The following is a 24,363-nucleotide window of genomic DNA, read 5'->3' as shown; positions in this document are numbered from 1 at the left end:
CGAACGAGGGAGATTCGGCGACATGCAGACGTATGACCGATTGTATGTTCAATTTATATATTACTTTAATATCGCCCGGGATTATTTTGAATGCCATGAGGTACTGGAGGAGCTGTGGCTGGAAGAAGGCCGCGACCCGCTGTATCAAGGGCTGCTGCAGGTGGCCGTCGGACTGTATCATCATCAGAACGGCAATGTGAGCGGCTCGATCAAGCTGTTCACGGCGGCGCTGGAGAAGCTGGAGGGTCATCCCGCGGAGACGCTTGGGATCGATCTCGAGTCGCTCCGGGAGCAAAGCCGTCTTTATTTGCAAAAGCTGCATCGTTTGCAGCAAGAACCGTTCGCTTTTTACGACTTGGACATTCGCATTGTCGATCCGATGCTCGAAGAAGGCGTGGAGGCGCTTCGATTGCATCCGCCGGGTGAGTACGAGACGGGACAGGACCATTAACCGTTAAGCTAATGAAGAATCACTGATCGAAACGGCACATGATATAAATGCAAAAAGTACTGGATCATTAAGATTCCAGTACTTTTTGCATTGGACGAATAGCGCTTTATGACTTGTGCTTGGAAATGAAATTTTTGAACGTGTCGGCCGTTTGCTCGCCTTCGATGCGTTCGACTTCCTTGCCTTCTTTATAATAAATCAGGGTCGGCGTTGCTTGAATTTTGTATCTGTCCCAGCCGTTTTTGAATTCTTCCAGATTAAACTGCTTGATGTCCGCATTCAAGGATTTGGCAACCGGTACGAGAACCGGAGTGGTTGCTTTGCAATGGACACAGGTGGAGGCAAAGTAATACAGGAAAAAGCTTTCTTTTGCCGCAATCTTTTTGTCCAGGGCGTCGGGTAAAATAATGTTCTGGTAATTCGGATCGTCGAGCTGCTTGATTGTCTCCGGATGGAGCTTATCCGGCGCAATTCCATATACATTGTTGGCATATTTGCCCAGCTTCGCCTCGGTGGATTGTTGGTTGACAATATACATTGCGCCAAAGAGTACAACAATGATCGATAAATAAATAGCCAGTTTCTTCATCTTGCTCCTACTTTCTTTTGGAAATGTAAAAAACAATACGTTTACCTGAAAAACATACGTTACTAAACAAATGTTCCTAACCTGATCATACACCAAACAGGAAGGAATTTCGACTGCCTTGTGGAATTAAAATTAAACAGATTTGCGAACATGAGCCGCAATCATGGATATAAACGACTAGGGAGGCGCAGGGGGATCCATGATCAGAAACATATCGGTGTATCTATGGTACTTGTTCGGCTTCAGTTTGTCGCTCTTGCTGTTTCTCGGCTTGTACTTGATCAGCGGTTCCTCCACGACGACAGGGTCCGCCATGCGGCCTGAGAACGCCGCGGACATGGTCACCATATTAACGGGTGCTCAAAGCTATCATGTCATCGATGCATTTAAGGTTGAGAACGCCACGGCGCCGGTATATGAGTTTCCTGCGCTGGCGGCATCCAAATCGAAAATTACGAAAGGGACGCTTTTCACCTTAAAAGACAAGGCACATGTTGTTGAGCAGTACGGCGTGCCGGATCACAATAAAATCGTTTATTTTGTTATGCGAACGGAAGAGCAGGACGGCGGGGTATGGAATCAAACGGACGCGGTGACGATCGATCCGAAAATGCAAACGATGCAGAGCGATCCGATCGGATATTCATACGGCAGTTCCCCCGAAGAAGTCGCGCAGGTTACGAAACTGCTCGGGTTTGTCAATAACGATGAATTTCTATACATTACGCTGAAAAACGAAGGCAGTGAACGGGTGCTCCGCGTGAACCGGTTTTCGGTTGCGAAGCGGACGGTTACGCCGGTGCTCGATCTGTATCGCTTCAAGGACGGAGACGGCGCACTTTCGTCGATAACCATTGCGGAGTCGGCCGTATCGCCGGACGGTCGGCGGCTGCTCGTGAAAGACAGCCGTAAAGGCATTGTCAGCTATGATATGAATACGGGCGCCGCGAAAGTGATTGCGCCGCCGGCGGAGCTTGGAGTCAGGGACAAGCTGTTCGTGTCCCGGGAGGCAGGGGTTGCATTGTATGAAGCCGGTTTATTCCGGAACGATGTCCGGTGGATCGATCTGAATTCGTCGGAGGCGAAGCTTCCTTTTGCATCGGAAACGGGGCTGCTGGAGGCTGGTATGGACGCGAGCCGCAAGCTGCTGTATTACAACTTCACGTACGACCGCGAGGTGAGGAACTTTAGTCTGAACGATAAAAAAGCGATGCTCTATTCTTACGGTGTGCAAATGACGGATTTGAAGGGCGTGCCGATCCAACGTTTCAGTTTGCCGAAGGAATCGCAGGAGCGTTTGGAATACGGGGGATGCTACAGCGAAGACAAGAAGATCGTACTGCTTCACCGATTCACGGTGGAAACGAACAGCAAAGGAATGCCTTATAAAAAAACGACAGGCTGGCTTACCGGCGACCTGGCGACGGGAACGATGACGGTGCTGCAAAAAATCGACGTACCCGACAGCTGGGAACGGAAAGATATGTTGTTCGGCAGCGTCTTCACTGATGTGAACAACGACACGGCTGCCGAGCAAGTGTTTGTGAACACGCTCGAACGTACGTACTATACCTCCCGGTGGAGGACGAAAGAAGCGGTGCTGCTTCCCGAAGAAGATGCGATCATGTTCGCGGATGAAACGAGCAAGCGTATATTCGTCAGTTCTTTTACCCGGCCGGACCTGATCGTTGCAGTGAACAATTATAAGAAGTACAATTGGGATAATCGCGATTTTGTTTGGCTGAGCGGGCACTGGTTATCCAGATATCATACGCAGCCGGAGGGCGACAAAATTTATTTCTTCCAGATACCTACGGAAACGAGTTGAATGTTGATGACAGGGCCGGTTGCGCCTGATGCGTTTTTAGAGCGAATGAAAGCAATGCTTGGGGCCGAGTATTCGGCCTTCTTGGCGTCTTACGAGGAAGACAGACTGTACGGGCTGCGGGTGAATACGCTCAAGGCTGCCGTTCCCCGCCTGCTGGAATTAACGGAGCTCAAGCTTGACCCGGTGCCATGGACGGAAACGGGCTTTTATTATAATGAGACGGCTCGTCCCGGCAAACACCCCCATTACCATGCCGGTTTGTATTATATTCAAGAGCCGAGCGCCATGGCGCCGGCAGAGCTGCTCGGCATAGAGCCCGGAGACTATGTGCTTGATCTTTGCGCCGCACCGGGCGGCAAAACGACGCAGCTCGCGGCGAAGCTGCAAGGAACGGGATTGATCGTAGCCAACGACGTGCACCCGGACCGGGTCAAGGCGCTCGTTAAAAATATCGAGCTCAGCGGGGTGACCAATGCGGTCGTACTCAATGAGGACCCGGAACGAATGGTTCGTCCGTTTGCCGGCTATTTCGATAAAATTCTCGTCGACGCGCCGTGTTCGGGAGAAGGGATGTTCCGCAAGGAAGAAGATATGGCCAAAGCTTGGCAGCCTGGGTGGGTGGATAAGTACGCGGGCATGCAGCGGACGCTGCTGCGTCAAGCGGCGCAAATGCTGCGGATGGGCGGACGGCTCGTCTATTCGACCTGCACGTTCTCGCCGGAGGAGAACGAAGCGATCATCGCCGAATTTCTCGACGAGCATCCGGCGTTCGAGGTGGTGCCCGCGATCGCCGGGCACGCAGGCTTTGCCCCCGGACGGCCGGACTGGCTGGCCTCGGGCCGTTACGCCCGAGCCGGCGAAGTGGCCGGCACGGCGCGCTTGTGGCCCCACCGCCTGCGGGGCGAGGGCCACTACGCGGCCGTGCTGCGCCACCGCGGCGAGGCCGATGCGCCGCGGGCTGCGACAGCGCCGCCGCGCGAGGCGTCGCCCGCGCGTGCACAGCGCGGCGGCGGCGGCTCCGCTCGCGCAGGCCGTGCGGCCGCGGCGGCAGCCGACCCGCGCGAGGCGCTGGCCCGCTTCGCGCGCGAGCATTTGGCCGCGGCGCTGCCCGCGGCCCTGGAACTGCGCGGCGAGCATGTATATGCCGCGCCGGAAGGGCTGCCGCCGCTGGACGGCATCCGGGTCATCCGACCCGGATGGTATCTCGGCGGCGCGGTCAAGCAGCGCTTCGTGCCTTCGCACGCGCTGGCAATGGGGCTGCGCGCGGAGGATGCGCTACGCCGCATTATGCTGACGGCTCAAGATCCGCGGGCCGTACGCTATCTCAAGGGCGAGACGCTGGAGCTCGCCCCGGGAGACCTGCACGCCGCGCATGACAGCGTGGAACCGAAAGGCTACTGCCTCGTCTGTGTCGACGGTTATCCCGTCGGCTGGGGCAAATGGCTGGACGGCCTGCTCAAGAACGAATATCCCCCCGGCTGGAGGTGGACATAAAGATGAAAGCAACGATGCGTCTGGACAAGCTGCTCGCGCATACCGGATTCGGCACGCGTAGCGAAATCAAGCAGCTCGTGAAACGCGGCGCTGTAACCGTCAACGACAAGCCGGCCAAAGACAGCGGCATGCAGGTGCAGCCGGATCGCGACCGCATTGCTGTCGAGGGAGAGCCGGTTGCGTACCGCCAGTTCGTATATTTGATGCTCAACAAACCGCAGGGCGTTGTTTCGGCCACGGAAGATACAAGAGACCGAACGGTGCTTGACCTGCTGGACGAAGAATACGCGCACTTCGAAGTGTTTCCTGTCGGGAGGCTGGACAAAGATACGGAGGGGCTGCTGCTGCTGACCAACGACGGGAAACTTGCGCACAACCTGCTGTCTCCCCGGAAGCACGTACCCAAAACGTATTACGCCGAAGTGGACGGCGCCGTCGGTCCGGATGATGCGGAAGCGTTCGCGCAAGGTGTGACGCTCGACGACGGCTATGTGACGATGCCGGCCAAGCTTAACATATTGCAAAAGGGAAGCCCGGACAGGGGAGAGAGGTCCGTCATCGAGCTGACGATTATGGAAGGGAAGTTCCATCAAGTAAAAAGAATGTTTCAAGCCGTCGGCAAAAAAGTCGTTTTCCTGAAGCGCCTCTCCATGGGCCCGCTTGTTCTAGACCCTGCTCTACCCACCGGACAAAGCCGCGAGCTGACGGCGTACGAGCTGGAACGGCTCGTCAAAGCGCATGAGACGCTTGAAGGATAAACTGGTTGCGTAGCCGTCTTGTACGATTGCCAAAGAAGGGTTCGGACTTAGGTCCCAACCCTTTTCGTGTTATAGGGAGACTGAAGGATAGCGGCGGGGAATTAATAAATACCTGCACGTAGGATGATCACCAGCAAAATAAACAATACAAGAATCGTACCTGTCGACGTGAAAAAGCCGTGAACATGAGACATGGAGAAATCATTCCTTTCGATGTTGTGACCCATGAGAACCCAGGTCATCAGTTTACTTTAGGTTATGGCCGAACGCCCGAGTCGGATCTGGTCGAATGTCCCGGCGAATAAATATTGGGCTCGACTGGACATCATATACAAGGGCGGCCGAAAACTAACTTGTCTTCCATTATCGCCTAACTTGGAGGGAACCGAATGGCTAATGTGATGCTTAGGCCGGACTTGAAAACGGCCGGCGGCGAAGTCAACGATATTTTATTCAATCATCGTTCTGTAGGCACATTATCGCTGGTATACCGGGAAAACGATCGCATAGCGGGAGCGCTTCAGTTGGAGCAAGAGGTTCTTTCGGAATCGGAAAAGGAAGCGGTTTTCGAAAGCGTGCACGCCTATGTACAGGCTTTGGCCGGAGCGGTTCAGGCGAAGAGCTGCGAAGTGATGGCTACATATGGCAGCTACGACCATATCATCGCGACGGAAAGTGTGGACGAAGCGTATCCGCAAATAACCGATACCGATGAAGACTTTGATTTCGATTCGGATTGGGTCGATACGGATACCCGGCTTGAAGACGACGGTCCATTGGAACGGGGAGATTACACGATGGCCGACTTCGAACTGGTCGTTGTGGGAGAAGCGGATGATGCGATTGAATATCATGTATACGACAAAGATGAAGATTGGGTGGCCGAGGCATTCCTTCAGATCGAAGACCGCGAAGTGAGCGGAACGGTGAATTGGCTGATGGAGCCGACGGAAGAAGAACTGGACATAGTGGCCGATTTGCTTGTCCTTGATTTTGACGACGACCAAGTGGACAGCTTTGTGATCGATATGAAGTTTAATCATGAAGTGATAGAAACGATCGAGTTGACCCACGAGGACATACTGGACGAAGCGGAAGCGGAAGCGGAGAGCGAGCATGTCTGGTACAAGCGCAGCGATAAGGACGACTATTCCGTGCTGCTTGCGCGGGACGACGGAGATGTGTTGACCTATGAGCTTTATCAATCGACCTACGGCGGACTGCCGATCGGTACGGCGACCATCGATATAAGCCAGCGGCAGCTGACCGGATTTATCGATTTTCGCGAGGCCGGCAGCAGCGATGACCGCGAATTGATCGCGATGATGCTGATGCAGGAGCTGGATAAAGAAAAAGATTTCGATACGATCAATTTAAGCATGATGCACAAAAACCGGCTGATCGAGGAAGTACGGCTCGAAACGGAACAGGTGCATTAAAAAGCAGTGCATGACAGTAAACCGTCCGGGCGGATTTTTATCGCCGGACGGTTTTGTACGTTTCACGATTTCCTGAGTCCTTTCGGGTAATGATTTTTCACCTGACCGTCCGATTGCTTACCCCAGCCTAACGGATAATCATCGACAGCGACAACGACCCAGCCCTGATACGGCAATGCAGCCGGCAGCGTCTCACCCTTCAAATAACGCAGAACTTGTTCGTCGTCGGCTTTGAAGTTGATCGTTTGGCGGGCCGCACCAGCCTGATCGCCGCGAGGTATAGCAAGTGCCAGGGCATGAGAAGGCTCGACGCGTCCTTTACGGATTTCGGCCAAATGCAGCCCGGGACGCAATATTTTGAGTCCCGGCAGCCAGGTGCTGTCGAACGGGCAATTGTCCGCGGAAGGCAGCCAGTAGAGCTGTTCTCCGAATAATACGGTTTCACCCGGAGGCAGAGGGAAGCGTTCCCCGTTCAGCGAATCCGCGGCCCAGCGGCGAAACTGCTCCATTGCCTCCTCCTCCGGCCGCCGTGTGCCGCGCTTTCCTTTGGAACGGCGTACGGCTTCCGTTCTTTCTTGCCCTTGCCGGTATGCCGGCTCCGCCTCCTGAGCCGCATCGGCGCTTAACCGGAGCACGGCGACGAAATGCCCCTCGCCGCGCTGACGGTGAGGCCAAATGCGTTCCGTGCGTTCGAGCGTCAGCTCTGGAAACCGCCGGGTAAGTTGTTCAACCGTCCGTTCATTCTCAAGCTCGTTAAACGTACAGGTCGAATAAGCGATTCGGCCGCCCGGCTTCAGCATCGCGATAGCCGATTCCAATATATCAAGCTGCCGCGCCGCGCACATTTCGACATGCGCCGGTGACCACTCCGCAACCGCATCCGGGTCTTTGCGGAACATTCCTTCTCCGGAGCACGGCGCATCGACCATCATTTTATCGAAGAACCGGGGAAACCGCGCGGCCAGCTGCTGCGGCGAGGCGCTTACGACGACGGCATTGCGGACGCCCATGCGCTCGATGTTTTCGGACAACGCTTTGGCGCGCACCCCGTGAATTTCATTGGAAATAAGCAAGCCTTCCCCGCCCAGCTTACCGGCGATTTGCGTCGACTTGCCCCCAGGCGCCGCCGCGAGATCCAGCACGATGTCCCCGGGCTGCGGATCGAGCAGCTCCACAGCGGACATGGCCGAAGGTTCTTGAATATAATAAAGCCCGGCGGCGTGATAAGGATGTCTGCCGGGTCTGGTCTCTTCCTCGTAATAAAACCCTGTTCCGCACCACGGTACTTGCTCCAACGAAAATAAACCGCGCAGCAGGTTCATTGCCGCATCATCGGCAACGTTCACTTTGGAAGGGTTCACGCGCAGCCCTTGCGTTCGGGGCATCGTGTAGCTATGAAAGAAGGCGTCCGCTTCGGCATCGTTGCCTAGCTGTTCCTTCATTTGTATTATATAGGCTTCCGGTAATTCAATCATCTCGGTTGTCAAAACTCCTTTTTCCGTATACATACGTTTCTGCGAGCAGATTCTCGTTTCATTATACAAGTTTCACCATATTGTAGGAAGCGAATCCCTCATGATATAATGGTGTGTGTTTTTTGGTAGAGAGGTGAACAGCGATGGAATACGAAATTCCTAGAAAAATACAAACCTTAGGTCAAGATATACAAGAAAGCGAGCTCAAATATCATGATAAAGAAGTGCTCGTTTCCAAAGAATTCACGTTCGACAGCGCTCACCACCTGCACTGCTATGACGGGAAATGCAAAAGCCTTCACGGCCACACATACAAGCTGCAGGTGATCATGCGCGGCAAGGTGGATCGCCGGGGCATTGCCATCGATTTTGCCGATATCAAAAGGATCGCCAAAGAACGGATTATCGACCGGCTGGACCACCGGTACTTGAACGAGGCATTGCCCCTCATGAACACGACGGCGGAAAACATGGTCGTCTGGATGTACGAGCAGCTGTATGCGGCACTTCGGGAAGAAGGATGGTTTCCGAGCGTGCGCGTGGAAGAAGTTCGTTTATGGGAGACACCGACGAGCTATGCAGCGGTGACGGCGCAAATGATGGGAGATGATCGCCAATGAGGCAGCCGGAATCTGCGGTGTACGACGTGAAGCTTCCCATGGTCGAAATATTCGAAACGGTCGAAGGCGAAGGAACGCGGGCGGGGTTTCCGACAGTGTTCGTTCGTCTCTTCGGCTGTAACCTGCGCTGCACCTGGTGCGATACGAAATACAGCTATCCGCCCGCGGAAGCGGAGCATGTGCTTACGATCGGACAAATTGTAGAGCAAGCGACGAGCTATCGGTCCACCCACGTATGTTTGACCGGAGGAGAACCGCTGCTGTACGGCGACAAGTCCGCAGCGCTCATCGAAGCGCTGGTCGCAACGGGCCGGTTTACCGATTTGCACATCGAAACGAATGGCGCGATTGATCTCGGCATGTTCCTGGATCGAATCACTGCACCGGAAGTGCGCTATATTATGGACTACAAACTCCCCGACTCGGGAGAGACGGATAAGATGATTACAGCCAACTTGGCGAAGCTGCGGCCCCAGGATGAGCTGAAATTCGTGATCGGCAGCGAGCGCGATTTCATGGCAGCCAAGGAAGTGCTGGCGGCGTATCCGACGGCTGCGCTTCCTTTGTTCAGTCCGGTCTGGGAAACGATGCCGCCGGTTCGCCTCGTGTCCTTGATGCTGGAGCATGGGTTATCTCGCGTGAAGCTGAACATGCAGCTGCACAAAATCATTTGGGACCCTGCGGCGCGGGGTGTGTAAAACGGAGAAATAGAAAAGAAGGTGCAATGGAAATGAGTATGAAAAAAGCGGTCGTCATTCTTAGCGGCGGTCTGGACAGTACGACATGCATGGGGATCGCGCGCGATCAAGGGTACGATATATACCCGATCACATTCGATTACGGACAGCGTCAAAAAAGAGAAATCGAAAATGCGCGCCAAGTGGCGGCATATTATCATACGGCTGGTCGGCACAAAGTCATATCGCTTGGCTTCTTGAAAGAGTTCGGCGGCAGCGCGTTGACCGACGAATCGATCGATGTGCCGGAAGCAGGCCACATGGGACCGGTCGACTCGGATATTCCGATAACGTATGTTCCCGGCCGAAACTTGCTCTTCTTGTCCATCGCGACATCCTATGCCGAAGTGATCGGAGCGGAAGCGATTTATATCGGCGTCAATGCGCTCGACTACAGCGGTTATCCGGACTGCCGGCCGGAATTTATCCGTAAAGTGGAGGAAGTGATGGCGCTGGCTACCCGCGTCGGCGTGGAAGGCGGCCCAATCCGCATTGAGACGCCGCTCATCCATTGGACCAAGGCGGAAATTATCCGTGAAGGAAACCGGCTTGAGGTTCCGTATCATTTGACGACCTCATGTTACAACGGGCAGGAAAAAGCATGCGGCGTATGCGATAGCTGCCGCCTGCGGTTGAAAGGTTTTGAAGAGAACGGTTCGAAGGACCCCATTCCTTACCGCGTATAGCTTAGCTTAATGAACAAAAGTCCGACTCTTCCAATGCGGCAAGCGACTGGAAGGGCCGGACTTTTTATTGTTAAAATCATTACTTATTTCTCGTATGTGAACGACTGATCTCCGGTCGGCTCCTTCTGCTTCTTTTCTTTCCAGAACAACACCGTCAGCATCCGTTCGATCCATTCTTTATCGTTCTCCGTCAGCTCGATGCCATCGAACGTCAGGTCGTTTTCCCGCAAAAACCGCCGCAAATTGATGCGCGGCTTGCGATAAGCGCCTTCTTCCCGGGCTTGCGGCGATTTCTCCAAATAGCCGGCAATCTGCATCAACTCCGTATAAGGCATGTTCAGCCCTTCCGACAGCTTCATCAGCACATCCGGGGACGGAATTCCGCGGTTTCCGTTCTCGAGCTGCGAAATATATGCTGCGGACACACCGGATCGGTCAGCCAGCTCCCGGATTGTAAACCCTTTCATTTTGCGCATATCTTTCAATTGCTCATAGAAATCCATTGCGACACCTTCAATTCTAGTAAATGGAAAGTTAACGTTATTATAATAACAGTAAGCAGAGGCCAGCACAAATATATTTTGTATCATCCTCGAAATCGCTTTGATTAGTAGTTTTCATATAAACTAAAGTAAATTTTATAGATTGCTAGTGCGAAATAACATGGTATAATTAAGGGGGAAGATACAAATATTGGAGGTCGTCCTGTGAAGATCAGAGCAAGAACGAATGCCATCGTACGAGCGAGAATTGTGAAAGGCTTGACGCAGCGGGATTTAGCCAAGCTCTCGGGACTAAGCTTCGCCTATATCAGTCTGCTTGAGCGCGCGGTGAAGCCGGTCGGACCGGCGACGGCCAAAAAAATAAGCGAGCTGCTGGAACAGCCGATCGATAATCTGTTTACGATCGAGTAGCGGGAAGCGGATTCGGTGTTGAAATATTGCATCTCATCCGGTATTCTGGATAAAGGAAAATCGTTCAAAACAAGGAAGGGTGATGGTTTTGCGGACGGATCGGGTCGTTCATATGCAATCTATCCTCTTTCGTATTTCGAAACTAAGGCGTTCGACGCTTTAGTTTTTTTTGTGTACACTTTTCACCCCACATGAAGGAGGCAGTTATGGATGGTTCATTATAAACGCGTATTGGTAAAGCTCAGCGGCGGCGCCGTGGCAGGCGACGAGGAGTTCGGTTTTGCGCCCGACCGGCTCGAGCACATCGCAGGTGAAATTTTATCGGTTGTGAACATGGGGGTCGAAGTATCGATCGTGATCGGCGGCGGCAATATTTTTCGCGGGCATATGGGAGAGGCGTGGGGGATCGAGCGTGCGGAAGCGGACAATATCGGAACGCTTGCCACCGTCATCAACAGCCTGATGCTGCGGGGCGTGCTGAAATCAAAGACGGATAAGGAGGTGCGCGTCATGTCCGCCATGCCGATCAACGCCGTGGCGGAGCCATATATTCGTCTCCGGGCTGTGCATCATCTTGAAAAAGGATATATTGTCATCTTCGCGGGCGGAAACGGGCAGCCGTACGTTACAACAGACTACCCTTCCGTGCAGCGGGCGCTGGAAGTGAACAGCGGGGCGATCCTGGTGGCCAAGCAAGGCGTGGACGGTGTATATGACGGCGATCCGCGAATCGTCCGTTCGGCACGGAAATATACATCGCTCCCGTACGACGAGGTGCTCGCCAAAAACTTGAAGGTGATGGATCAATCCGCTTTTATACTGGCCCGAGACTACTCGCTCCCTATCCATGTGTTCAACTTCGATCAGGCCGGATCGATGAAAGCCGTCTGCGAAGGCAAGCATGTGGGGACGAGCATTTATCGCGGCGCGCCTGTCGCTTACGGGAATTAAAACCCGACCACCTTGTTTTTTCCGCTTGTCTTCGCTTCATACATCGCTTCGTCCGCTTGCTTGATCAGCTCGTCGGCGGTTATTCCTTTCTTGGAACGGCTGTAGCCCATGCTGATCGTTACAATGGACTCGGTCTCCACCCTGGAGCGAATCCGCTCCGCCAGTTCAGCGGGGTCGGTCTCCGGGTCCGTCACCAACACGACCATTTCCTCGCCGCCGTACCTGCCGCATAGACCGGTATCGGCGGTTTCTTCCATCATGATCTGCGCTACCTGTTTCAGCATCGCATCGCCCGTTTGATGCCCTTTCGTATCGTTCAGTTTCTTGAAATTGTCGATGTCGCTGAAGATGACGGACACGGGCACGCGGCCCTCCACATACTGCGCGACCCGGCCAAGAAAATATTTACGGTTATACAGTTTCGTGAGCCCGTCCGTTATGGAAGAATTGTAAATCGCCTGCATAATCTCGATGACGCGTTCGAAAATGAACAAAAAGAGTACGACATGGAATAAAAATGGAATGATTTGCTCGCATAGCTTAAGATAAGGCTGCTTGTCGTCGAATAAATATACATTAGCCATATGCAGCGTATGCGCCGCAAAATAAACCGTCAGCATGATCTGGTACTTGCCGTTCTGACCGATCCGGGGGCCAACGAGCAAAAAACTGAGAAAAAGAAGCAGGAACAAATAAAGCTCCATGAAAAGCGGCTGCAGCAGCGCCGTCTGCTCCATGTTTTCCTGCAGCCAGACCGGAATGCTCCAATACGTAACGGATATGGCGACGGTACCCGCAATGAACAGTACGAACACGAGCAAGTCGCGTTTGCGCGTTGCATTGTACAGCTGATATATCCCGATGTTGAGCAGCACAAAGGCGAGCAGCTTGAGAAGCAGCGCCAGGAACATCCCGGTTTCGCTTTGGCTTTGCGTGACCGCGCGGGCAACCAACTGGCCGTATTGGACGATCAAAATGACAAGCGCGATAACCATGGAAAAATACCCGACTTTTCGCCGGGTGATGAGCAGACGCAGCGAGACGAGCAGCGTCATCGCAATGATCACGATCAGCATGGAATACATAAATAACGAACCGGCCGGTCCGAACAGCAGCTCTGTAAACGTGGCATTGTTCATGAAAACAAGGGATCCTCCCGATCAGGCCGCTTCTTCCGCGAAACAGGCACGTAGCGATTCGCGGTCGTCAAAGGGCGCAATATGCATATTATACCAAACATACATTCGTTTCGGGAAGTCTTGTCGCCGCGTTTTTTACCTGTTACGATATAATGGAGCCATCATTTTTTAGTTGTAAAATATTTATGCGACAGCGTTTGAGAGGATCGGACTGAAGGAGGATATCATGCGTATACTTCAAGCGTTGTTTTTTCCCCCGGAACAGCCGGGAGGCGTATCATCCATGGTGCCTTTTATGCTCGACCGGTTCAACAAGAGAGGCTGGGAAACGGAATTGTTCTCGCTGCCCAAAAGGGTGCGCGGCAAAGGGGCGGAGGAAGTTCGTTTCGTTACCTTCGATTGGAAGGCATATGCGGGCAACCCGGTAGTCGATAAATATATTCAAACGATCAAGGATTACATCTGGTGGACGAAGATGCGCATCAAATCCTCTTATGACATTATTCATGCGCATCATCCGATCGCTTGCCTGGTCATGAAGCGGCTGTTTCCGGACACGCCGGTGCTGATGACCGTGCATTCCAGCTATGAGCGCGAGCTTATGCTGAACGGCAAAATCGATAAGAACGGTCCGGAGTACGCGTTCCTGACCTCGATATACAGGGAGCTGGAAGAACAGGCGGATCAGCTCATTACCGTCTCGAACTCGTTCAAACAATATTTGTCCGAATTCGTGCAGGAGCCGGAGCGGATCGGCGTCATTCCGAACGGGTTCGACGAGAAGCGGTTCCGGCCGGTTCATCATGAAAATCAGGTGCCGCAGCTCATCACCGTCTGCCGCCTTGTGCCCGCGAAAGGGCTGGATACGCTGCTGTACGCATGCGCGGAGCTGAAGCGTAAAGGTCACCCCTTCGTGCTTCACCTGATCGGCGACGGCCCGATCCGCCCCGAACTGGAAGCATTGGCTCAGGAGATAGGCATATATGACGATACGATTTTTTACGGTTACATGCTGCATCCGGAAGATTTCATGCCGTTCTTCGACGTGTTCGTGCTGCCTTCGCGGGCGGAAGCGTTCGGATCGGTATTCGCGGAAGCGGCGCTATGCGGACTGGCGGTCGTCGGAACGGATGTAGGCGGCATCGCGGAGCAAATCGAGCATGGGGTCAACGGTTTACTCGTACCGGTAGATGACGTGCAGGCGCTGGCTGTCGCTTTGGAGAAGATGACCAGCGATCCGATGTACCGTTACCAGCTCGCACGAGTCGCGCTAGACAAGGCGCTCAATACGTATTCGATGTCGCGGGTCGTCCGGCAGCTGCGCAGCGTGTACCGCACGTATAGGAAAGAATCTTGACATACAGCGGCAATGAAACAAGGGCGGAATATCCGTATGCTCCCAAATGGGAAGGGTGCGGATCTCCGCTTTTCTTATGCTAAGGGAGTTGGTGAGGGTATGGTATTATTTCGGTTTATTCATGCGGCGGATCTCCATTTGGACAGCCCGTTTCGGGGACTGTCCAAGCTTCCCGAGCCGCTGCGGGAACAGGTGAGGGAGTCGACGTTTCGCGCACTGGACCGTCTGGTGGAGCTTGCGGTGCAGGAACAGGTCGATTTCCTGCTGATCAGCGGAGACGTTTACGATGCGAAAGATCGCTCGCTGCGCGCGCAGCTCCGTTTTCAACAGGCGCTCGAAGCGTTGGCTGGACACGAAATCCCCGTGTTCGTTATTCACGGCAATCACGATCCGATGAAAGACGGGTATGCCGCCAAGCTGAATCTGCCGGAAACCGTATGCGTTTTCGGCTGCGATGCAGTGGAAAGCAGGGTGATTAGAAATAAGGAAGGGACGGCCTTGTGCCGCATTTCCGGGATCTCGTTCGCTCACGCGGCAGTGACGGAAAACTTGTCGTACGGCTTTCGTCCGTGGGAAGACGGGCTGTATCATGTCGGTATGCTGCACACCAATGTCGACGGCGATCCGCAGCATGACAATTATGCACCGTGCAGCCTGCAGGATTTGACGGTTCGCGGCGTCGATTATTGGGCGCTCGGTCACGTACATACACGTCAAGTCATGCGTGAGCAGCCTTGGGTCGTCTACCCGGGCAACGCGCAGGGGAGACATATTCGCGAGACCGGTGCGCGCGGCTGTTACCTGGTGCAAGTATCGGATACCGGCGATACGGACTTGACTTTTCATTCGCTTGATGCGGTGCGATGGCTTGCGCAAGCGGTATCGATCGCGGGCATGGAAACCGAACAGCAATTGAAGGATGCGCTTGAAGAAGCGGTCGAAGCGGCGCGAGAGGCGGCGGAAGGCAGAACGGCGATCGTACGCCTCGTCTTGACGGGACGCGGTCCGCTGCATACCGTCTTGCAAAGGGCGGGCTCCAAGACGGAGCTTGCCTCCGGGCTGCGGGAGTCGGAGCAGCGGCTTGGCGGAAGCCGGATCGTATGGGTCGAGGCGATCGATGACCGGACCGGCATCGCGGCAGACCGCGGGGAGCTGGCGGCAAAGCCCGGTTTTCTGGGCGATTTACTGCGTTTTGCGGAGGAAGCGGGGGAAGACCGCGTACGATTGCTATCTTTTGCGTCCGAAGCGCTCGTTCCAATGGAAAGTCACCCCCAGCTTGCCCCGCTGCTTCGCGGCATCCCTGCCGAAGAGCTAGCGGAATGGTTGAGAGAAGCGGAGGAGCTTGCGCTCGAAGCGCTGGCGGACGGCTTGACGAAAACGGAGACGGGGTGGAAGGAATGAACATCGAGCGGCTGCAAGTTCACGGATTCGGAGTGCTCCGCGATATGGAGCTGGAGCTGGCCCCTGGTTCCACTTTACTGTACGGTCCGAATGAGGCCGGCAAAAGCACGCTGCTTGCGTTTATTCGCGGCATTTTGTTCGGTTTTTCCGCCCGCAGCGCGGCCGAGCGCTACGCGCCGCCCGGAGGAGGGCCCTACGGCGGCGCGGTAACCCTGGTGGACGAACAGGGAAGACGCGTTCGCGTCGAACGGTCGGATAGCCCGTCGACCGGAAAGGGGCGGGTTCCGGCCGCGGGCAGCGTGCGGGTGGTGTTCGAAGACGGGAGCACTGGCGGCGAACGCGAGTTGTCCGCAATGCTAGCTGGCATGACGCCGGAGCTGTTTCGCAGCTTGTTCGCTTTCGGGCTCACGGAACTGCAGGAGCTGGGCACGCTGCAGAGCGACGAAGTCAGCGGCTTTCTATACAGCGCCGGCCTCGGCACTAGCGCTTCCGCGTTCCGGACGGCGGAGCGGAGGCTCTCGCAGGAGCTGGAGCAGCTGTACCGGCCTCGGGGGCGGACGCCGCTGATCAACCGGGCGCTGCTGGAGCTGTCGGAAGCGGAGCGGGAGCTTGCCCGCAGCCGAAGCGAGGCCGAACGCTACGAATCGCTTCGTGCGGAGGCGGAACGGCTCGGGCGGCAGCAGGAGGAGCAGGAACGCCAGCTTGCCGCATTCGAGCGGCAGGCCGATTGGCTGCGGCATTGCATTAGGGCGCGTCCGCATTGGCTTCGCCGCCGCGAATTGCTGCGCGATGCAGCGGCGCTGCCGGAGCTGATCGGATTTCCGGAAGACGGCGTGGCCCGTCTGGAGGCGATCGAAGCGGAGCAGGAGCGGCTTGCCGCGCTGCAGGATGCGGCGGAACTTGCCTCGGCGGAGCTTTCCCGCGAACTGAGCGGGCTGGAAGCGCAGGCGGCGGACGGTGAGGATGTCATGCTTCATCGGGAAGAACTGGAGCGGCTTTTCGAAGAGCGAGCGGAGTACGAGGAAACGCAGCGCGGGGCCGCACGCGCAGCCTTCGAAGAAGAGCAAACCGCGGACGAGCTGGAACGGACGCTGCGGCAAATTCATCCGCAGTGGAGCGCAGAGCGGCTTGATGAGCTGCCGTCGATCGTTATGCTTCGCGAGCAGGCTGCCGCCTTCCGAGAAGAGTGGAACGCCCGTCGTCAGGAAGATGCCGCGCTGGCGGCGGAGGCAGATCGGCTGGAGCTGGAACTTGAACAATCGGACGGGTCCGGAGATGCAGAGAGCGACGCTGCTTTTGTTGAGCAATCACTCGATCAGATCGCATCGGCACGCCGCATGTTTTACGAGTGGAAGGAAGCGAAGCAGGCGGCGCGGCATGCCGAAGAACGGCAGCGGGATTGGGAGCGGCTGCAACCGTTCGGCGGCGGGCGGGGCGCGGAACGACGGTCGCCAAAGGGTGCTCCGCCTCTGCCGGCGTATACCCTTTACGCCTTAACCGTCCTGCTGCCCGCACTGCTCGCGGTGGCGCTGCGGGAGTATGTCGCCGCCGGCGTCGCCTTCGTGCTGCTGCTCGCGTTCAGCGCCGGCTTCACGCTGCTGCGCCGCCGCGAAGCCGGACGCAGCGGCACACCGCGCACCGGCGGCGGCGAAGCGCCTTCGGCTGCGCGCGAGCAGGCGCATGCGGCCGAGCGCGAAGCCGCGCTGATGGCGGCGCTGCGCCGCCTGCCGCGGCTAGGCGACGCCGTCGCCGAAGCTGCGGCCGCTCGCGAAGCGGCGCCGCCGCTTGAGGGCATCGAGCCGGGGCTCGACGCCCTCGAGCGGCAGCTGCGCGCGCGCGAAGCGCAGCACGGTGAGCGCCGCCGCGCCGCAGCGCGATCGCCACGCGACGGCCGGGGAGCCGCTGCGCCGCCGCTGGGCCGCGTGGCTGCGCGAGCTGGCGCTGCCGGACGCGGCGAGCCCCGACGCGGCGCTTGCGCTGCTGCAGATGGCCGAGCAGGCGCAGCGGCAGCTGCAGCAGCTGCGCCGCCAGCGCGCGGCCCGCGAGGCGCTGCAGCGTGCGGCCGGCGGCTTCGAGGCTGCGGTGGCCGCAAAGCTCGGCGCCGCCGCCGGCCGGGAGCCGGCCGCCGCGCTGAAGGCGTGGCAGGCGGCGCTGGGCCGCCAGCTGGCGCTGCGGGAGCGGCTCGCGCAGGGGCGCCGGCAGCTCGCGGAGCACGCGCGCCAGGCCGCGCTCGTGCAGCAGCAGCAGGAGCGGCAGCGCGAGCGGCTTGAGACGCTGCTGCAAGCGGCCGGCGCGGACGACGCGGAGTCGCTGCGGCGGCTGCAGCGGCAGGCGGAGCAGCGGAAGACGCTGCTCGGCGAGCTGCGCCAGGACGAGCTGGCGCTGGTCACGCTGGTCGGCGAAGCGCAGCTGGCGCGCTTGGACGAACAATTGCAGCAGGCGGACGAAGAAAAGCTGCAAGCGGAACTAACGCATACGGAGAGAGAAATCACAGAGCTTCAAGCGAAGCTTGAAGCATGCCGGGAACAAAAGAGCCGGCGCAAGTTTGAGCTCGAACGTCTGGAGGCGGGCGGCGACCATGCGGAGAAGCTGCAGCGGGTGGAGGAGCGCAAAGCGGAGCTGATGCAGCTCGTGAAGCGGTGGGGGGTGCTCGCCATGTGCGGCACGCTGTTTGACCGGACCAAACGGCTGTACGAGCATGAAAAACAGCCCTCCGTCATGAGGAGGGCTTCCGAATATTTTGCGATGGTAACCGGCGGACGCTTCTCTCGCATGGTCGCTCCGCTTGGCGAGCAGCGGGTGCTTGCGGAGAAGGCGAGCGGAGCGCTTATGTCTGCGGAACAGCTGAGCCGGGGAACGGCCGAGCAAATGTACCTGTGCATCCGATTTGCGCTTGCCGACGAATATGCGGCATCCGGCATCCGGCTCCCGCTCGTCATCGACGACCTGTTCGTCAATTTCGACGACGAACGGCTGGAGCGCGGAATGGAGCTGCTTCAGACGATAAGCGAGCGGCATCAATTGCTGCTTTTTACATGCCATCATCACGTGCTTGAAGCGTACCGCCGTCGTTTTTCAGATCAGTCGGTCATTCGGATCGGTTAGAGGCGGGGTACGGCACTACGCCGCCAACCGCAAAATCAAGATGCCGATGATGGCGCACATCAGGCCGCCCGTTTCGAGGCGGCTGAATTTTTCTTTCAGCACAAATCGCGCGTAGAGCAGCACGATGATGACATTCATGGCGATAACCGCGGAGACAAGGCCCGTCACGCCGAGCTTGAACGCGGGTAATATCAGCATCATGCCGCATATGTTCGAAATGCCGACGAACAAGCCCCACAGGAATGTTTTTTTGACGGACCAGCGGGGAGCAGCGACTTCGCCTGGAATGCCGGACGCTGATTCACTTCGCGGTACGCCACTCTGCGTATCGACGGATGCGGCCGGTTCCGCCGCGCCTGCCGCTGTTTCCTGCACTGCTTGCCGCAGTATTGCTCTTGCCTGGCGCTCGCGCGCCGAATCCATCGCCCACGATAGGCCGAACAGCAGCGTGCCGGTCGCGTACATGACCACGAGCGTAGGCAAAGGCGGAGCGCCCAGCATGGTCGAAGCTTTGGAGGACAAGTCGGTGAAGCCGAAAAACAGCATCGTCAGCACTCCCCAACCCGCGCCTTGCAGATGGCGTAACGAAATGTCGCTTGAATAGCGGATCATGAGAATGCCGCCCATGATGACGACGAACGCCCCGAACTGCCATATATTCAGCTTTTCTTCCCATAAAAAATATGCCAGCACGGCGACGACGACCGGCGGCAGCGCCGTGAACATCGCCACAAGCGAAGCTTTGCCGACGGCAAAGCCTTTATACATGGCGGCGTTGGACACGAAGGAGAACAAGCCCATAAGTGTTCCGATCCATACGGAGGATGTCCAAGCTTGTCCGGCGGCGAAACCGGCCACGGCGGCGATGACCATCCCGGAAAAATAAACGCCGAACAGCAGCAAATTGCGCTGGATCGGCCGCTGTGACGTCCATTGATATAAAATGCCTCTAAGACCGAAGCACACTGCTGCTGCTGCGGCAAATACAAACCACATGATGCATATCCCCTTGCTGCATTGTAATCGTTATTCCTCGTATATCATTTTCACGGTCATGCCCCCGTCAATGACCCAGTTTTGTCCTGTGATGAAGCCTGCACGGCTTCCCGCCAAGTACAGGCAGGCGGAGGCGATATCATGCGGCGTGCCGACGCGGCCTACCGGATGCTGCAAGCGGTCCTGCTCGGAATGAATCGGCTTTAGCCGCTTTGATGCTTTCTGCCAGTCCCGCGTCTCGATCCAGCCGGGACTGATCGCATTGACACGGATCCCGTATGGACCCAGACTTACCGCCATAGCGTGGGTAAGGGCGACGATCCCGCCTTTGCTTGCGGCGTATGCTTCCGTATCCGCTTCCGACATCAGCGCGCGGGTCGAAGCGATGTTGATGATCGAACCTCCGCCTTGCGGCGTCATGGCTCTGGCGGCCAGCTGCGAGCATTGGAACGTGCCGCGCAGATTGACGTTCAGCACTTCCTCGAATCGCTCGAGCGGCAATTCCAGCATGGAGCCGCCGCGTCCGATGCCTGCATTATTGACAAGCACGTCGATGCGTCCGAAATCTTCCAGCGTCAGCTTGAAGAAACGTTCCACTTCTTCGGCTTTTCCGATATGACACGGCACGAACAGTCCTGTTCCGCCTATATCCCGAATGTCCCGAGTCAGCTCGCTCCCGGCTTCTATATCCGTGTCGGCTGCGGCTACCGCGTAGCCGGCCTTGATGAACTCCAGCACAATGGCTTTGCCGATGCCTTGTGCTCCGCCCGTAACGACGGCCACTTTTTGCATAAGCCTTACCTCCCGCGATGGATTCGTAAGTTTTTCTTCCTCGTTATGTTACCATAACATTCAAAAATCAACTACTGCGCGTGAATTATGTATGGAAGTTATGCTAGAATAGGAAATCATGTCCTGTGAGACGAGAGAGGAGGCCGCACCATGGACCCCGAACAACGTACACCTCGCGAAATGACGTACAAGGTCGGCTGGAAACGGAGCAAGATCGTCTCCGCTCCGAATAAGACGGAGGCGTTGCCAGAGGCGACCGGACAGCCCGACCCGTATCGCACGGTTCCCGAACCGCTGCGTCCCGCCGTCCGATTCAACGATAACGTGCTTTGGAAGCAAACGCCGATCCCGCCCGTCAAGCTGATGAAGGTTGTCCTGATTCTTTTGCCGGCCGCCGTTTTTGTCTTGTTCGTTTGGATGGTCTACTGGCTGTCCCACTATTCATAAAGATCCGCTCCGGCACCGATTCGCCTAAGCGGCTTCGACATCAGATTCATTCGATCTTACATTTACCGAACGATTGAGGTGCTGTTCATCATGATGACATTTCTAGCCGTTATCGGCGGTTTGGTCGGCTTGACGGTTACAGGTTCCGCCGTGCTGTTGGGATGGACTCTTTACTCGCAGCTGAAAGCTTCGCATCCTGCGAATGCGGAGAAGGACGACGCGCACGCATCTTTTTACTTGAACGCAGCGCCGCATTTAATCAAATGGACTTTTTTCGATTACGCGCTGTTTGCTTTGTTTGTGATCGGCGGTTTGTTCCTGTTTACGGATTTGATCGCCGTGTTTCGTGACCGGGAAGCGTTTCCCCCTTACCACTACGGATATTTGTTGTGCGGCTTTATTTTTACGTTGGCCGGCATGCTGATGATGGCGGTGCGGCTTGTGCTTACCGTTTCGCTAAGTCGGACGCTCCGGTCCGCGTCTATGCCAGATCATCATCACCATCCAGGCCATGCTGAGCATGCCGAATAAAGGATAAAGCGAAGCCAGCAGCGTCTTGAAACCGATTTGGCTCACGCCGTAAGCAACTACCAAAATAATGGGGACGATGAAATTGTACTTTACCTTCGTCCGCTGCTCCATTTGCAGCGCCAGCCCGTAGACGTCGGATAGCAGCGTCGTGAAAATTTCTCCGTAGATGACGAGAATGAACGCCATTTGAAGGACCGGACCGAGCCTGTGCACGATTTGAGCCATCGGGATCTCGAATCGTGCAATGTCCGGCATTTGCGCCGCGAGCGCAAAATGGCCGGCCAGCAGCATGCCTCCGATCCATACGCCCCCCAGAATGCCGCCCCATCGCAGGACGAACCGGTCTTTAATCTGTGCTCCAAGCGGTACAAGCACGCCTTGCGCCATCGTCAAATTGAATGCGGCATACAGTAGAGGGGCAAACCAGACGCGCTGGGGGGAAACGTTGGATTCCATCTCAATCCAATTGAAGGAACCCGGGGCGTTCCATGTGTCCCAGACGATCAATACGCTGAAAAACGCCATCAGCGGAACGACGACCGAGTTTGCGGCCATGATGGCATCCATTCCTTTTGTCAGCAGCAAATAAGCGAGAAGCAGCGTGATCAGCAGTCCCGCCTGATACGGAAGATGAAGCTGTTCTCTGAATACCGATCCGGCTCCGGCCAACATGACGGTACACACGCCGAACAACGTGACGAGCGTAAACAGACTGACCCAGTTGCCGATTCGGCGTCCGAACAGCAAATTGTTCAGGTCCTCGTACGATTTTGCTCCCAAATCGCTGGCAATCAGCATTAATTTGATGCCGAGCCATACGAACAAAGCGGTCGCAAGGCCGATCGTCAGCGTGGCCATACCCCCGTACCGGGTAAAAAACTGCAGGATTTCCTGACCCGTAGCAAAGCCCGCCCCGACGACCGTGCCGACGTATGTAAAGCTGACCTGCAGTATGTTTCCCCATTTTTTCATGAGTCCGAGCGTCTCCCTTCCAACGGCTGTATAGTACAACCTATGAGATTCGTCCAAGCCTCATGCCTTATTATGGAGAAACGATGTTAAAGTTTCGTCAAAACGGGCCATCGCTTCTCTTTCTCCCTTGGGAAATGTCAAATATTCTGCTACAATAGAAGATACTTGTCTGTTAGAACATACTTTCGAATATCGCTTGGAGCGTGTCACGGTGGAGCAACTTATTGGGCTCATTGATCAGTACGGTTATATCGCATTATACGGACTTTTGGCGTTGGGCATTATCGGTATACCGGTCCCGGATGAAATATTGATGACAACCGTCGGTTCATTAACTGCAGGCGAGGAGCCGTTGCTAAGCTATTGCATATCCCTGTTTGTCAGCTTTTGCGGCGCGATGACAGGAATGATGATCAGTTATTTGTTAGGCAAAAAAGTAGGCAAGCCCTTTTTGTACAAATTCGGCAAGTGGGTGAAATTGACGCCAGAGCGGTTGAATGTCGCCGAGGGTTGGTTCAAAAAATACGGTCTTTGGGCCGTTGCTTTCGGTTACTACGTCCCCGGCATCCGTCACTTTACGTGCTACCTCGCCGGTGTGAGCAACGTCGGGATATGGCGTTACTTGCTTTATGCCGGTTCAGGCGCGCTGATCTGGTGCTCCACATTTTTGACGCTCGGGCATGTGATCGGCATCAATGCTCCGGTCATTCTGGATATGATGCATCAATACATGGGACTTAGCGTTACGATTATCGTCTTGTTGATAGCCGTCGCCGCCTATATTTATTGGCGCATTCGCAAAAGGCCGCTGCTGTAGTATACAAGTTAAAAAAAACCTTGACCCGTTGATCGGTCAAGGTTTTTTTGGCGTAGTATGTCGGTCCGGCTATTCGGCAAAAAGCTTGATGGAGTTCACTTTTTGCGATTTGGGATCGATGTCGAGCTTCAAAATGGCACCAGGCGATTTGTAAGTCATCACGAGGCTTGTGTTGGAATCCGGTTTCCCCAGCGCCTTGCTGACGTCCGCCACCGGATCGCCGAGCTTCAGCCCGTTTAATCCCGGATCGATGCCGTCGCTGCGGATATCGATGAATTGCAGCTGATTTTTTTTGTTGAAACCAGCCATAAAGTCGGTATAGTCATAGACGGTAATCGGATCGGCATCGTCTTCCATCAAGAAGGTGTCCTTCGGTTTGCCGAGCTTTTCCGTAATCTCCTCCAGGCTCGTTTTGAGCGTCAATCCGAGAAGCGTCGGCTTTTCTTGCGTATATGGCGACTTGATCTCAATTTTCGGCTTGCTGCTCGTATTCGGTTTGGCCTCACCTTTCTGCGGCTCTTCCGGCTTGGGCTGGTCGCTGCTGACCAGCGCTACTTTGCTGTCCGGGTCGGCAGGAGAATTGGCCGGAGCTTGCGGCAGCGCCGTGACCTCGGCGAGCTTCTCTTGATCCGCTTCGGGAGCGGACGGCGGTGTCGCGGTTGGTTCCTGCTTCTGAACCGCAACGGGCTGGGCCGGAGCCGGTTTGTAGTTCTGGCAACCCGCGGCAAGCAGCAGAACAATTACGAGTGCGGACATATAGCCGACGGAGTTTCTTTTTCTCTTCATCTCGAACTCCCTTTCCCTGTAACTTCCTCGTTACAGCCTTACTAATCATACCTGTTTGCCGAACGCTACTCAAAGAGC

25 protein-coding genes are annotated in these 24,363 nt (G+C 55.9%); 16 read left to right on the top strand and 9 right to left on the bottom strand.

The features are described 5' to 3' along the window. The first annotated feature begins 22 nt into the window (after positions 1-22). Entirely contained in the window at positions 23-451 is a 429-nt protein-coding gene (locus tag ACFQI7_RS21715; protein WP_218101095.1) for a DUF309 domain-containing protein, read from the top strand. 106 nt (positions 452-557) lie between these two features. Here the strand turns inward: ACFQI7_RS21715 and ACFQI7_RS21710 are convergent, their stop codons facing one another. Beyond that, positions 558-1,040, bottom strand: a complete 483-nt coding sequence (locus tag ACFQI7_RS21710) for a thioredoxin family protein (protein ID WP_218101096.1) — start codon at positions 1,038-1,040, stop codon at positions 558-560. 199 nt (positions 1,041-1,239) lie between these two features. On the opposite strand from ACFQI7_RS21710, the gene ACFQI7_RS21705 reads away from it, so the two are divergent. The 3 genes from ACFQI7_RS21705 to ACFQI7_RS21695 are packed head-to-tail and all read left to right on the top strand — an operon-like array spanning position 1,240 to position 5,120. Next, complete coding sequence (locus ACFQI7_RS21705) at positions 1,240-2,868, top strand: hypothetical protein (RefSeq protein ID WP_218101097.1); 1,629 nt, start codon at positions 1,240-1,242, stop codon at positions 2,866-2,868. Continuing rightward, the gene (locus tag ACFQI7_RS21700; protein WP_377517585.1) at positions 2,869-4,362 is read left to right on the top strand and encodes an RsmB/NOP family class I SAM-dependent RNA methyltransferase; all 1,494 of its coding nucleotides are present in this window, start codon (positions 2,869-2,871) and stop codon (positions 4,360-4,362) included. A gap of 2 nt (positions 4,363-4,364) precedes the next feature. Beyond that, positions 4,365-5,120, top strand: coding sequence for a pseudouridine synthase (locus ACFQI7_RS21695; protein ID WP_218101098.1), 756 nt, complete (start codon positions 4,365-4,367; stop codon positions 5,118-5,120). A 101-nt stretch (positions 5,121-5,221) separates the two neighbouring features. Here ACFQI7_RS21695 and ACFQI7_RS21690 read toward each other — a convergent pair whose 3' ends face one another. Continuing rightward, complete coding sequence (locus ACFQI7_RS21690; RefSeq protein WP_230415309.1) at positions 5,222-5,314, bottom strand: YjcZ family sporulation protein; 93 nt, start codon at positions 5,312-5,314, stop codon at positions 5,222-5,224. Positions 5,315-5,509: 195 nt separating this feature from the next. Between ACFQI7_RS21690 and ACFQI7_RS21685 the strand changes: the two genes are divergently transcribed. Then, entirely contained in the window at positions 5,510-6,559 is a 1,050-nt protein-coding gene (locus tag ACFQI7_RS21685) for a hypothetical protein (RefSeq protein ID WP_218101099.1), read from the top strand. A 62-nt stretch (positions 6,560-6,621) separates the two neighbouring features. Here the strand turns inward: ACFQI7_RS21685 and ACFQI7_RS21680 are convergent, their stop codons facing one another. After that, positions 6,622-8,034 (bottom strand): RsmF rRNA methyltransferase first C-terminal domain-containing protein, encoded by a 1,413-nt coding sequence (locus ACFQI7_RS21680; protein WP_218101100.1) that lies wholly within the window; start codon positions 8,032-8,034, stop codon positions 6,622-6,624. Positions 8,035-8,177: 143 nt separating this feature from the next. Between ACFQI7_RS21680 and queD the strand changes: the two genes are divergently transcribed. The 3 genes from queD to queC are packed head-to-tail and all read left to right on the top strand — an operon-like array spanning position 8,178 to position 10,077. Beyond that, positions 8,178-8,654 carry a 6-carboxytetrahydropterin synthase QueD gene (queD, locus tag ACFQI7_RS21675; protein ID WP_218101101.1) on the top strand — a complete coding sequence of 159 codons (477 nt, stop codon included), beginning with the start codon at positions 8,178-8,180 and terminating at the stop codon, positions 8,652-8,654. Beyond that, positions 8,651-9,352 (top strand): 7-carboxy-7-deazaguanine synthase QueE, encoded by a 702-nt coding sequence (locus ACFQI7_RS21670; RefSeq protein WP_218101102.1) that lies wholly within the window; start codon positions 8,651-8,653, stop codon positions 9,350-9,352. Before queD ends, ACFQI7_RS21670 begins: the two co-directional genes overlap by 4 nt. A gap of 38 nt (positions 9,353-9,390) precedes the next feature. Continuing rightward, a complete protein-coding gene (queC, locus tag ACFQI7_RS21665) occupies positions 9,391-10,077 on the top strand; it encodes a 7-cyano-7-deazaguanine synthase QueC (RefSeq protein WP_218101155.1) in 687 nt (228 codons plus the stop codon). Positions 10,078-10,160: 83 nt separating this feature from the next. Here the strand turns inward: queC and ACFQI7_RS21660 are convergent, their stop codons facing one another. After that, a complete protein-coding gene (locus tag ACFQI7_RS21660) occupies positions 10,161-10,580 on the bottom strand; it encodes a helix-turn-helix domain-containing protein (RefSeq protein ID WP_218101103.1) in 420 nt (139 codons plus the stop codon). 204 nt (positions 10,581-10,784) lie between these two features. Between ACFQI7_RS21660 and ACFQI7_RS21655 the strand changes: the two genes are divergently transcribed. Both ACFQI7_RS21655 and pyrH read left to right on the top strand, forming a co-directional pair. Next, entirely contained in the window at positions 10,785-10,991 is a 207-nt protein-coding gene (locus ACFQI7_RS21655; protein ID WP_218101104.1) for a helix-turn-helix domain-containing protein, read from the top strand. Positions 10,992-11,201: 210 nt separating this feature from the next. Further along, complete coding sequence (pyrH, locus tag ACFQI7_RS21650; RefSeq protein WP_218101105.1) at positions 11,202-11,942, top strand: UMP kinase; 741 nt, start codon at positions 11,202-11,204, stop codon at positions 11,940-11,942. Here pyrH and ACFQI7_RS21645 read toward each other — a convergent pair. Further along, positions 11,939-13,081 carry a GGDEF domain-containing protein gene (locus ACFQI7_RS21645; RefSeq protein ID WP_218101106.1) on the bottom strand — a complete coding sequence of 381 codons (1,143 nt, stop codon included), beginning with the start codon at positions 13,079-13,081 and terminating at the stop codon, positions 11,939-11,941. The genes pyrH and ACFQI7_RS21645 overlap by 4 nt on opposite strands. 226 nt (positions 13,082-13,307) lie before the next feature. Between ACFQI7_RS21645 and ACFQI7_RS21640 the strand changes: the two genes are divergently transcribed. The 3 genes from ACFQI7_RS21640 to ACFQI7_RS21630 all read left to right on the top strand — a co-directional run bounded on the left by ACFQI7_RS21640 (position 13,308) and on the right by ACFQI7_RS21630 (position 18,109). After that, positions 13,308-14,438, top strand: a complete 1,131-nt coding sequence (locus tag ACFQI7_RS21640; RefSeq protein ID WP_218101107.1) for a glycosyltransferase family 4 protein — start codon at positions 13,308-13,310, stop codon at positions 14,436-14,438. A 99-nt stretch (positions 14,439-14,537) separates the two neighbouring features. Continuing rightward, positions 14,538-15,839 (top strand): metallophosphoesterase family protein, encoded by a 1,302-nt coding sequence (locus ACFQI7_RS21635; RefSeq protein WP_218101108.1) that lies wholly within the window; start codon positions 14,538-14,540, stop codon positions 15,837-15,839. Continuing rightward, positions 15,758-18,109: an AAA family ATPase gene (locus tag ACFQI7_RS21630; RefSeq protein WP_377517580.1), complete on the top strand. Its 2,352-nt coding sequence runs from the start codon at positions 15,758-15,760 to the stop codon at positions 18,107-18,109. The genes ACFQI7_RS21635 and ACFQI7_RS21630 overlap by 82 nt, the downstream gene beginning before the upstream one ends. Positions 18,110-18,959: 850 nt before the next feature. On the opposite strand, the gene ACFQI7_RS21625 is transcribed toward ACFQI7_RS21630, so the two are convergent. After that, complete coding sequence (locus ACFQI7_RS21625; protein ID WP_218101110.1) at positions 18,960-19,940, bottom strand: EamA family transporter; 981 nt, start codon at positions 19,938-19,940, stop codon at positions 18,960-18,962. A gap of 30 nt (positions 19,941-19,970) precedes the next feature. Further along, a complete protein-coding gene (locus ACFQI7_RS21620; RefSeq protein ID WP_218101111.1) occupies positions 19,971-20,732 on the bottom strand; it encodes a glucose 1-dehydrogenase in 762 nt (253 codons plus the stop codon). Positions 20,733-20,882: 150 nt separating this feature from the next. Between ACFQI7_RS21620 and ACFQI7_RS21615 the strand changes: the two genes are divergently transcribed. Both ACFQI7_RS21615 and ACFQI7_RS21610 read left to right on the top strand, forming a co-directional pair. Next, a complete protein-coding gene (locus ACFQI7_RS21615; RefSeq protein ID WP_218101112.1) occupies positions 20,883-21,179 on the top strand; it encodes a hypothetical protein in 297 nt (98 codons plus the stop codon). A gap of 90 nt (positions 21,180-21,269) precedes the next feature. Continuing rightward, complete coding sequence (locus ACFQI7_RS21610; protein WP_218101113.1) at positions 21,270-21,710, top strand: hypothetical protein; 441 nt, start codon at positions 21,270-21,272, stop codon at positions 21,708-21,710. Here the strand turns inward: ACFQI7_RS21610 and ACFQI7_RS21605 are convergent. Continuing rightward, complete coding sequence (locus ACFQI7_RS21605) at positions 21,636-22,682, bottom strand: YkvI family membrane protein (protein ID WP_218101114.1); 1,047 nt, start codon at positions 22,680-22,682, stop codon at positions 21,636-21,638. The genes ACFQI7_RS21610 and ACFQI7_RS21605 overlap by 75 nt on opposite strands. A gap of 211 nt (positions 22,683-22,893) precedes the next feature. Here ACFQI7_RS21605 and ACFQI7_RS21600 point away from each other — a divergent pair, with 211 nt between their 5' ends. After that, on the top strand, positions 22,894-23,499 hold the full coding sequence (locus ACFQI7_RS21600; protein ID WP_218101115.1) for a DedA family protein: 606 nt from the start codon (positions 22,894-22,896) through the stop codon (positions 23,497-23,499). Positions 23,500-23,568: 69 nt separating this feature from the next. Here the strand turns inward: ACFQI7_RS21600 and ACFQI7_RS21595 are convergent, their stop codons facing one another. Beyond that, positions 23,569-24,285: a DUF4309 domain-containing protein gene (locus ACFQI7_RS21595; protein ID WP_218101116.1), complete on the bottom strand. Its 717-nt coding sequence runs from the start codon at positions 24,283-24,285 to the stop codon at positions 23,569-23,571. Positions 24,286-24,363 lie beyond the last annotated feature (78 nt).

This window comes from Paenibacillus allorhizosphaerae, assembly GCF_042659105.1.
Taxonomy (GTDB): Bacteria; Bacillota; Bacilli; order Paenibacillales; family NBRC-103111; genus Paenibacillus_G; species Paenibacillus_G allorhizosphaerae.
This window is presented reverse-complemented; position numbering and strand designations above follow the sequence as displayed.

Bases quoted from the DNA above. Each gene is read 5' to 3' on its own strand.
- ACFQI7_RS21605 (WP_218101114.1), bottom strand. From the start codon at position 22,682: ATGAAAAAATGGGGAAACATACTGCAGGTCAGCTTTACATACGTCGGC.
- ACFQI7_RS21610 (WP_218101113.1), top strand. From the start codon at position 21,270: ATGATGACATTTCTAGCCGTTATCGGCGGTTTGGTCGGCTTGACGGTT.
- ACFQI7_RS21630 (WP_377517580.1), top strand. From the start codon at position 15,758: ATGGTTGAGAGAAGCGGAGGAGCTTGCGCTCGAAGCGCTGGCGGACGG.
- ACFQI7_RS21670 (WP_218101102.1), top strand. From the start codon at position 8,651: ATGAGGCAGCCGGAATCTGCGGTGTACGACGTGAAGCTTCCCATGGTC.
- ACFQI7_RS21660 (WP_218101103.1), bottom strand. From the start codon at position 10,580: ATGGATTTCTATGAGCAATTGAAAGATATGCGCAAAATGAAAGGGTTT.
- ACFQI7_RS21625 (WP_218101110.1), bottom strand. From the start codon at position 19,940: ATGTGGTTTGTATTTGCCGCAGCAGCAGCAGTGTGCTTCGGTCTTAGA.
- ACFQI7_RS21680 (WP_218101100.1), bottom strand. From the start codon at position 8,034: ATGATTGAATTACCGGAAGCCTATATAATACAAATGAAGGAACAGCTA.
- ACFQI7_RS21700 (WP_377517585.1), top strand. From the start codon at position 2,869: ATGTTGATGACAGGGCCGGTTGCGCCTGATGCGTTTTTAGAGCGAATG.
- ACFQI7_RS21710 (WP_218101096.1), bottom strand. From the start codon at position 1,040: ATGAAGAAACTGGCTATTTATTTATCGATCATTGTTGTACTCTTTGGC.
- ACFQI7_RS21620 (WP_218101111.1), bottom strand. From the start codon at position 20,732: ATGCAAAAAGTGGCCGTCGTTACGGGCGGAGCACAAGGCATCGGCAAA.
- pyrH (WP_218101105.1), top strand. From the start codon at position 11,202: ATGGTTCATTATAAACGCGTATTGGTAAAGCTCAGCGGCGGCGCCGTG.
- ACFQI7_RS21645 (WP_218101106.1), bottom strand. From the start codon at position 13,081: ATGAACAATGCCACGTTTACAGAGCTGCTGTTCGGACCGGCCGGTTCG.
- ACFQI7_RS21635 (WP_218101108.1), top strand. From the start codon at position 14,538: ATGGTATTATTTCGGTTTATTCATGCGGCGGATCTCCATTTGGACAGC.
- queD (WP_218101101.1), top strand. From the start codon at position 8,178: ATGGAATACGAAATTCCTAGAAAAATACAAACCTTAGGTCAAGATATA.
- ACFQI7_RS21695 (WP_218101098.1), top strand. From the start codon at position 4,365: ATGAAAGCAACGATGCGTCTGGACAAGCTGCTCGCGCATACCGGATTC.
- ACFQI7_RS21705 (WP_218101097.1), top strand. From the start codon at position 1,240: ATGATCAGAAACATATCGGTGTATCTATGGTACTTGTTCGGCTTCAGT.
- ACFQI7_RS21690 (WP_230415309.1), bottom strand. From the start codon at position 5,314: ATGTCTCATGTTCACGGCTTTTTCACGTCGACAGGTACGATTCTTGTA.
- ACFQI7_RS21685 (WP_218101099.1), top strand. From the start codon at position 5,510: ATGGCTAATGTGATGCTTAGGCCGGACTTGAAAACGGCCGGCGGCGAA.
- ACFQI7_RS21715 (WP_218101095.1), top strand. From the start codon at position 23: ATGCAGACGTATGACCGATTGTATGTTCAATTTATATATTACTTTAAT.
- ACFQI7_RS21615 (WP_218101112.1), top strand. From the start codon at position 20,883: ATGGACCCCGAACAACGTACACCTCGCGAAATGACGTACAAGGTCGGC.
- queC (WP_218101155.1), top strand. From the start codon at position 9,391: ATGAAAAAAGCGGTCGTCATTCTTAGCGGCGGTCTGGACAGTACGACA.
- ACFQI7_RS21640 (WP_218101107.1), top strand. From the start codon at position 13,308: ATGCGTATACTTCAAGCGTTGTTTTTTCCCCCGGAACAGCCGGGAGGC.
- ACFQI7_RS21595 (WP_218101116.1), bottom strand. From the start codon at position 24,285: ATGAAGAGAAAAAGAAACTCCGTCGGCTATATGTCCGCACTCGTAATT.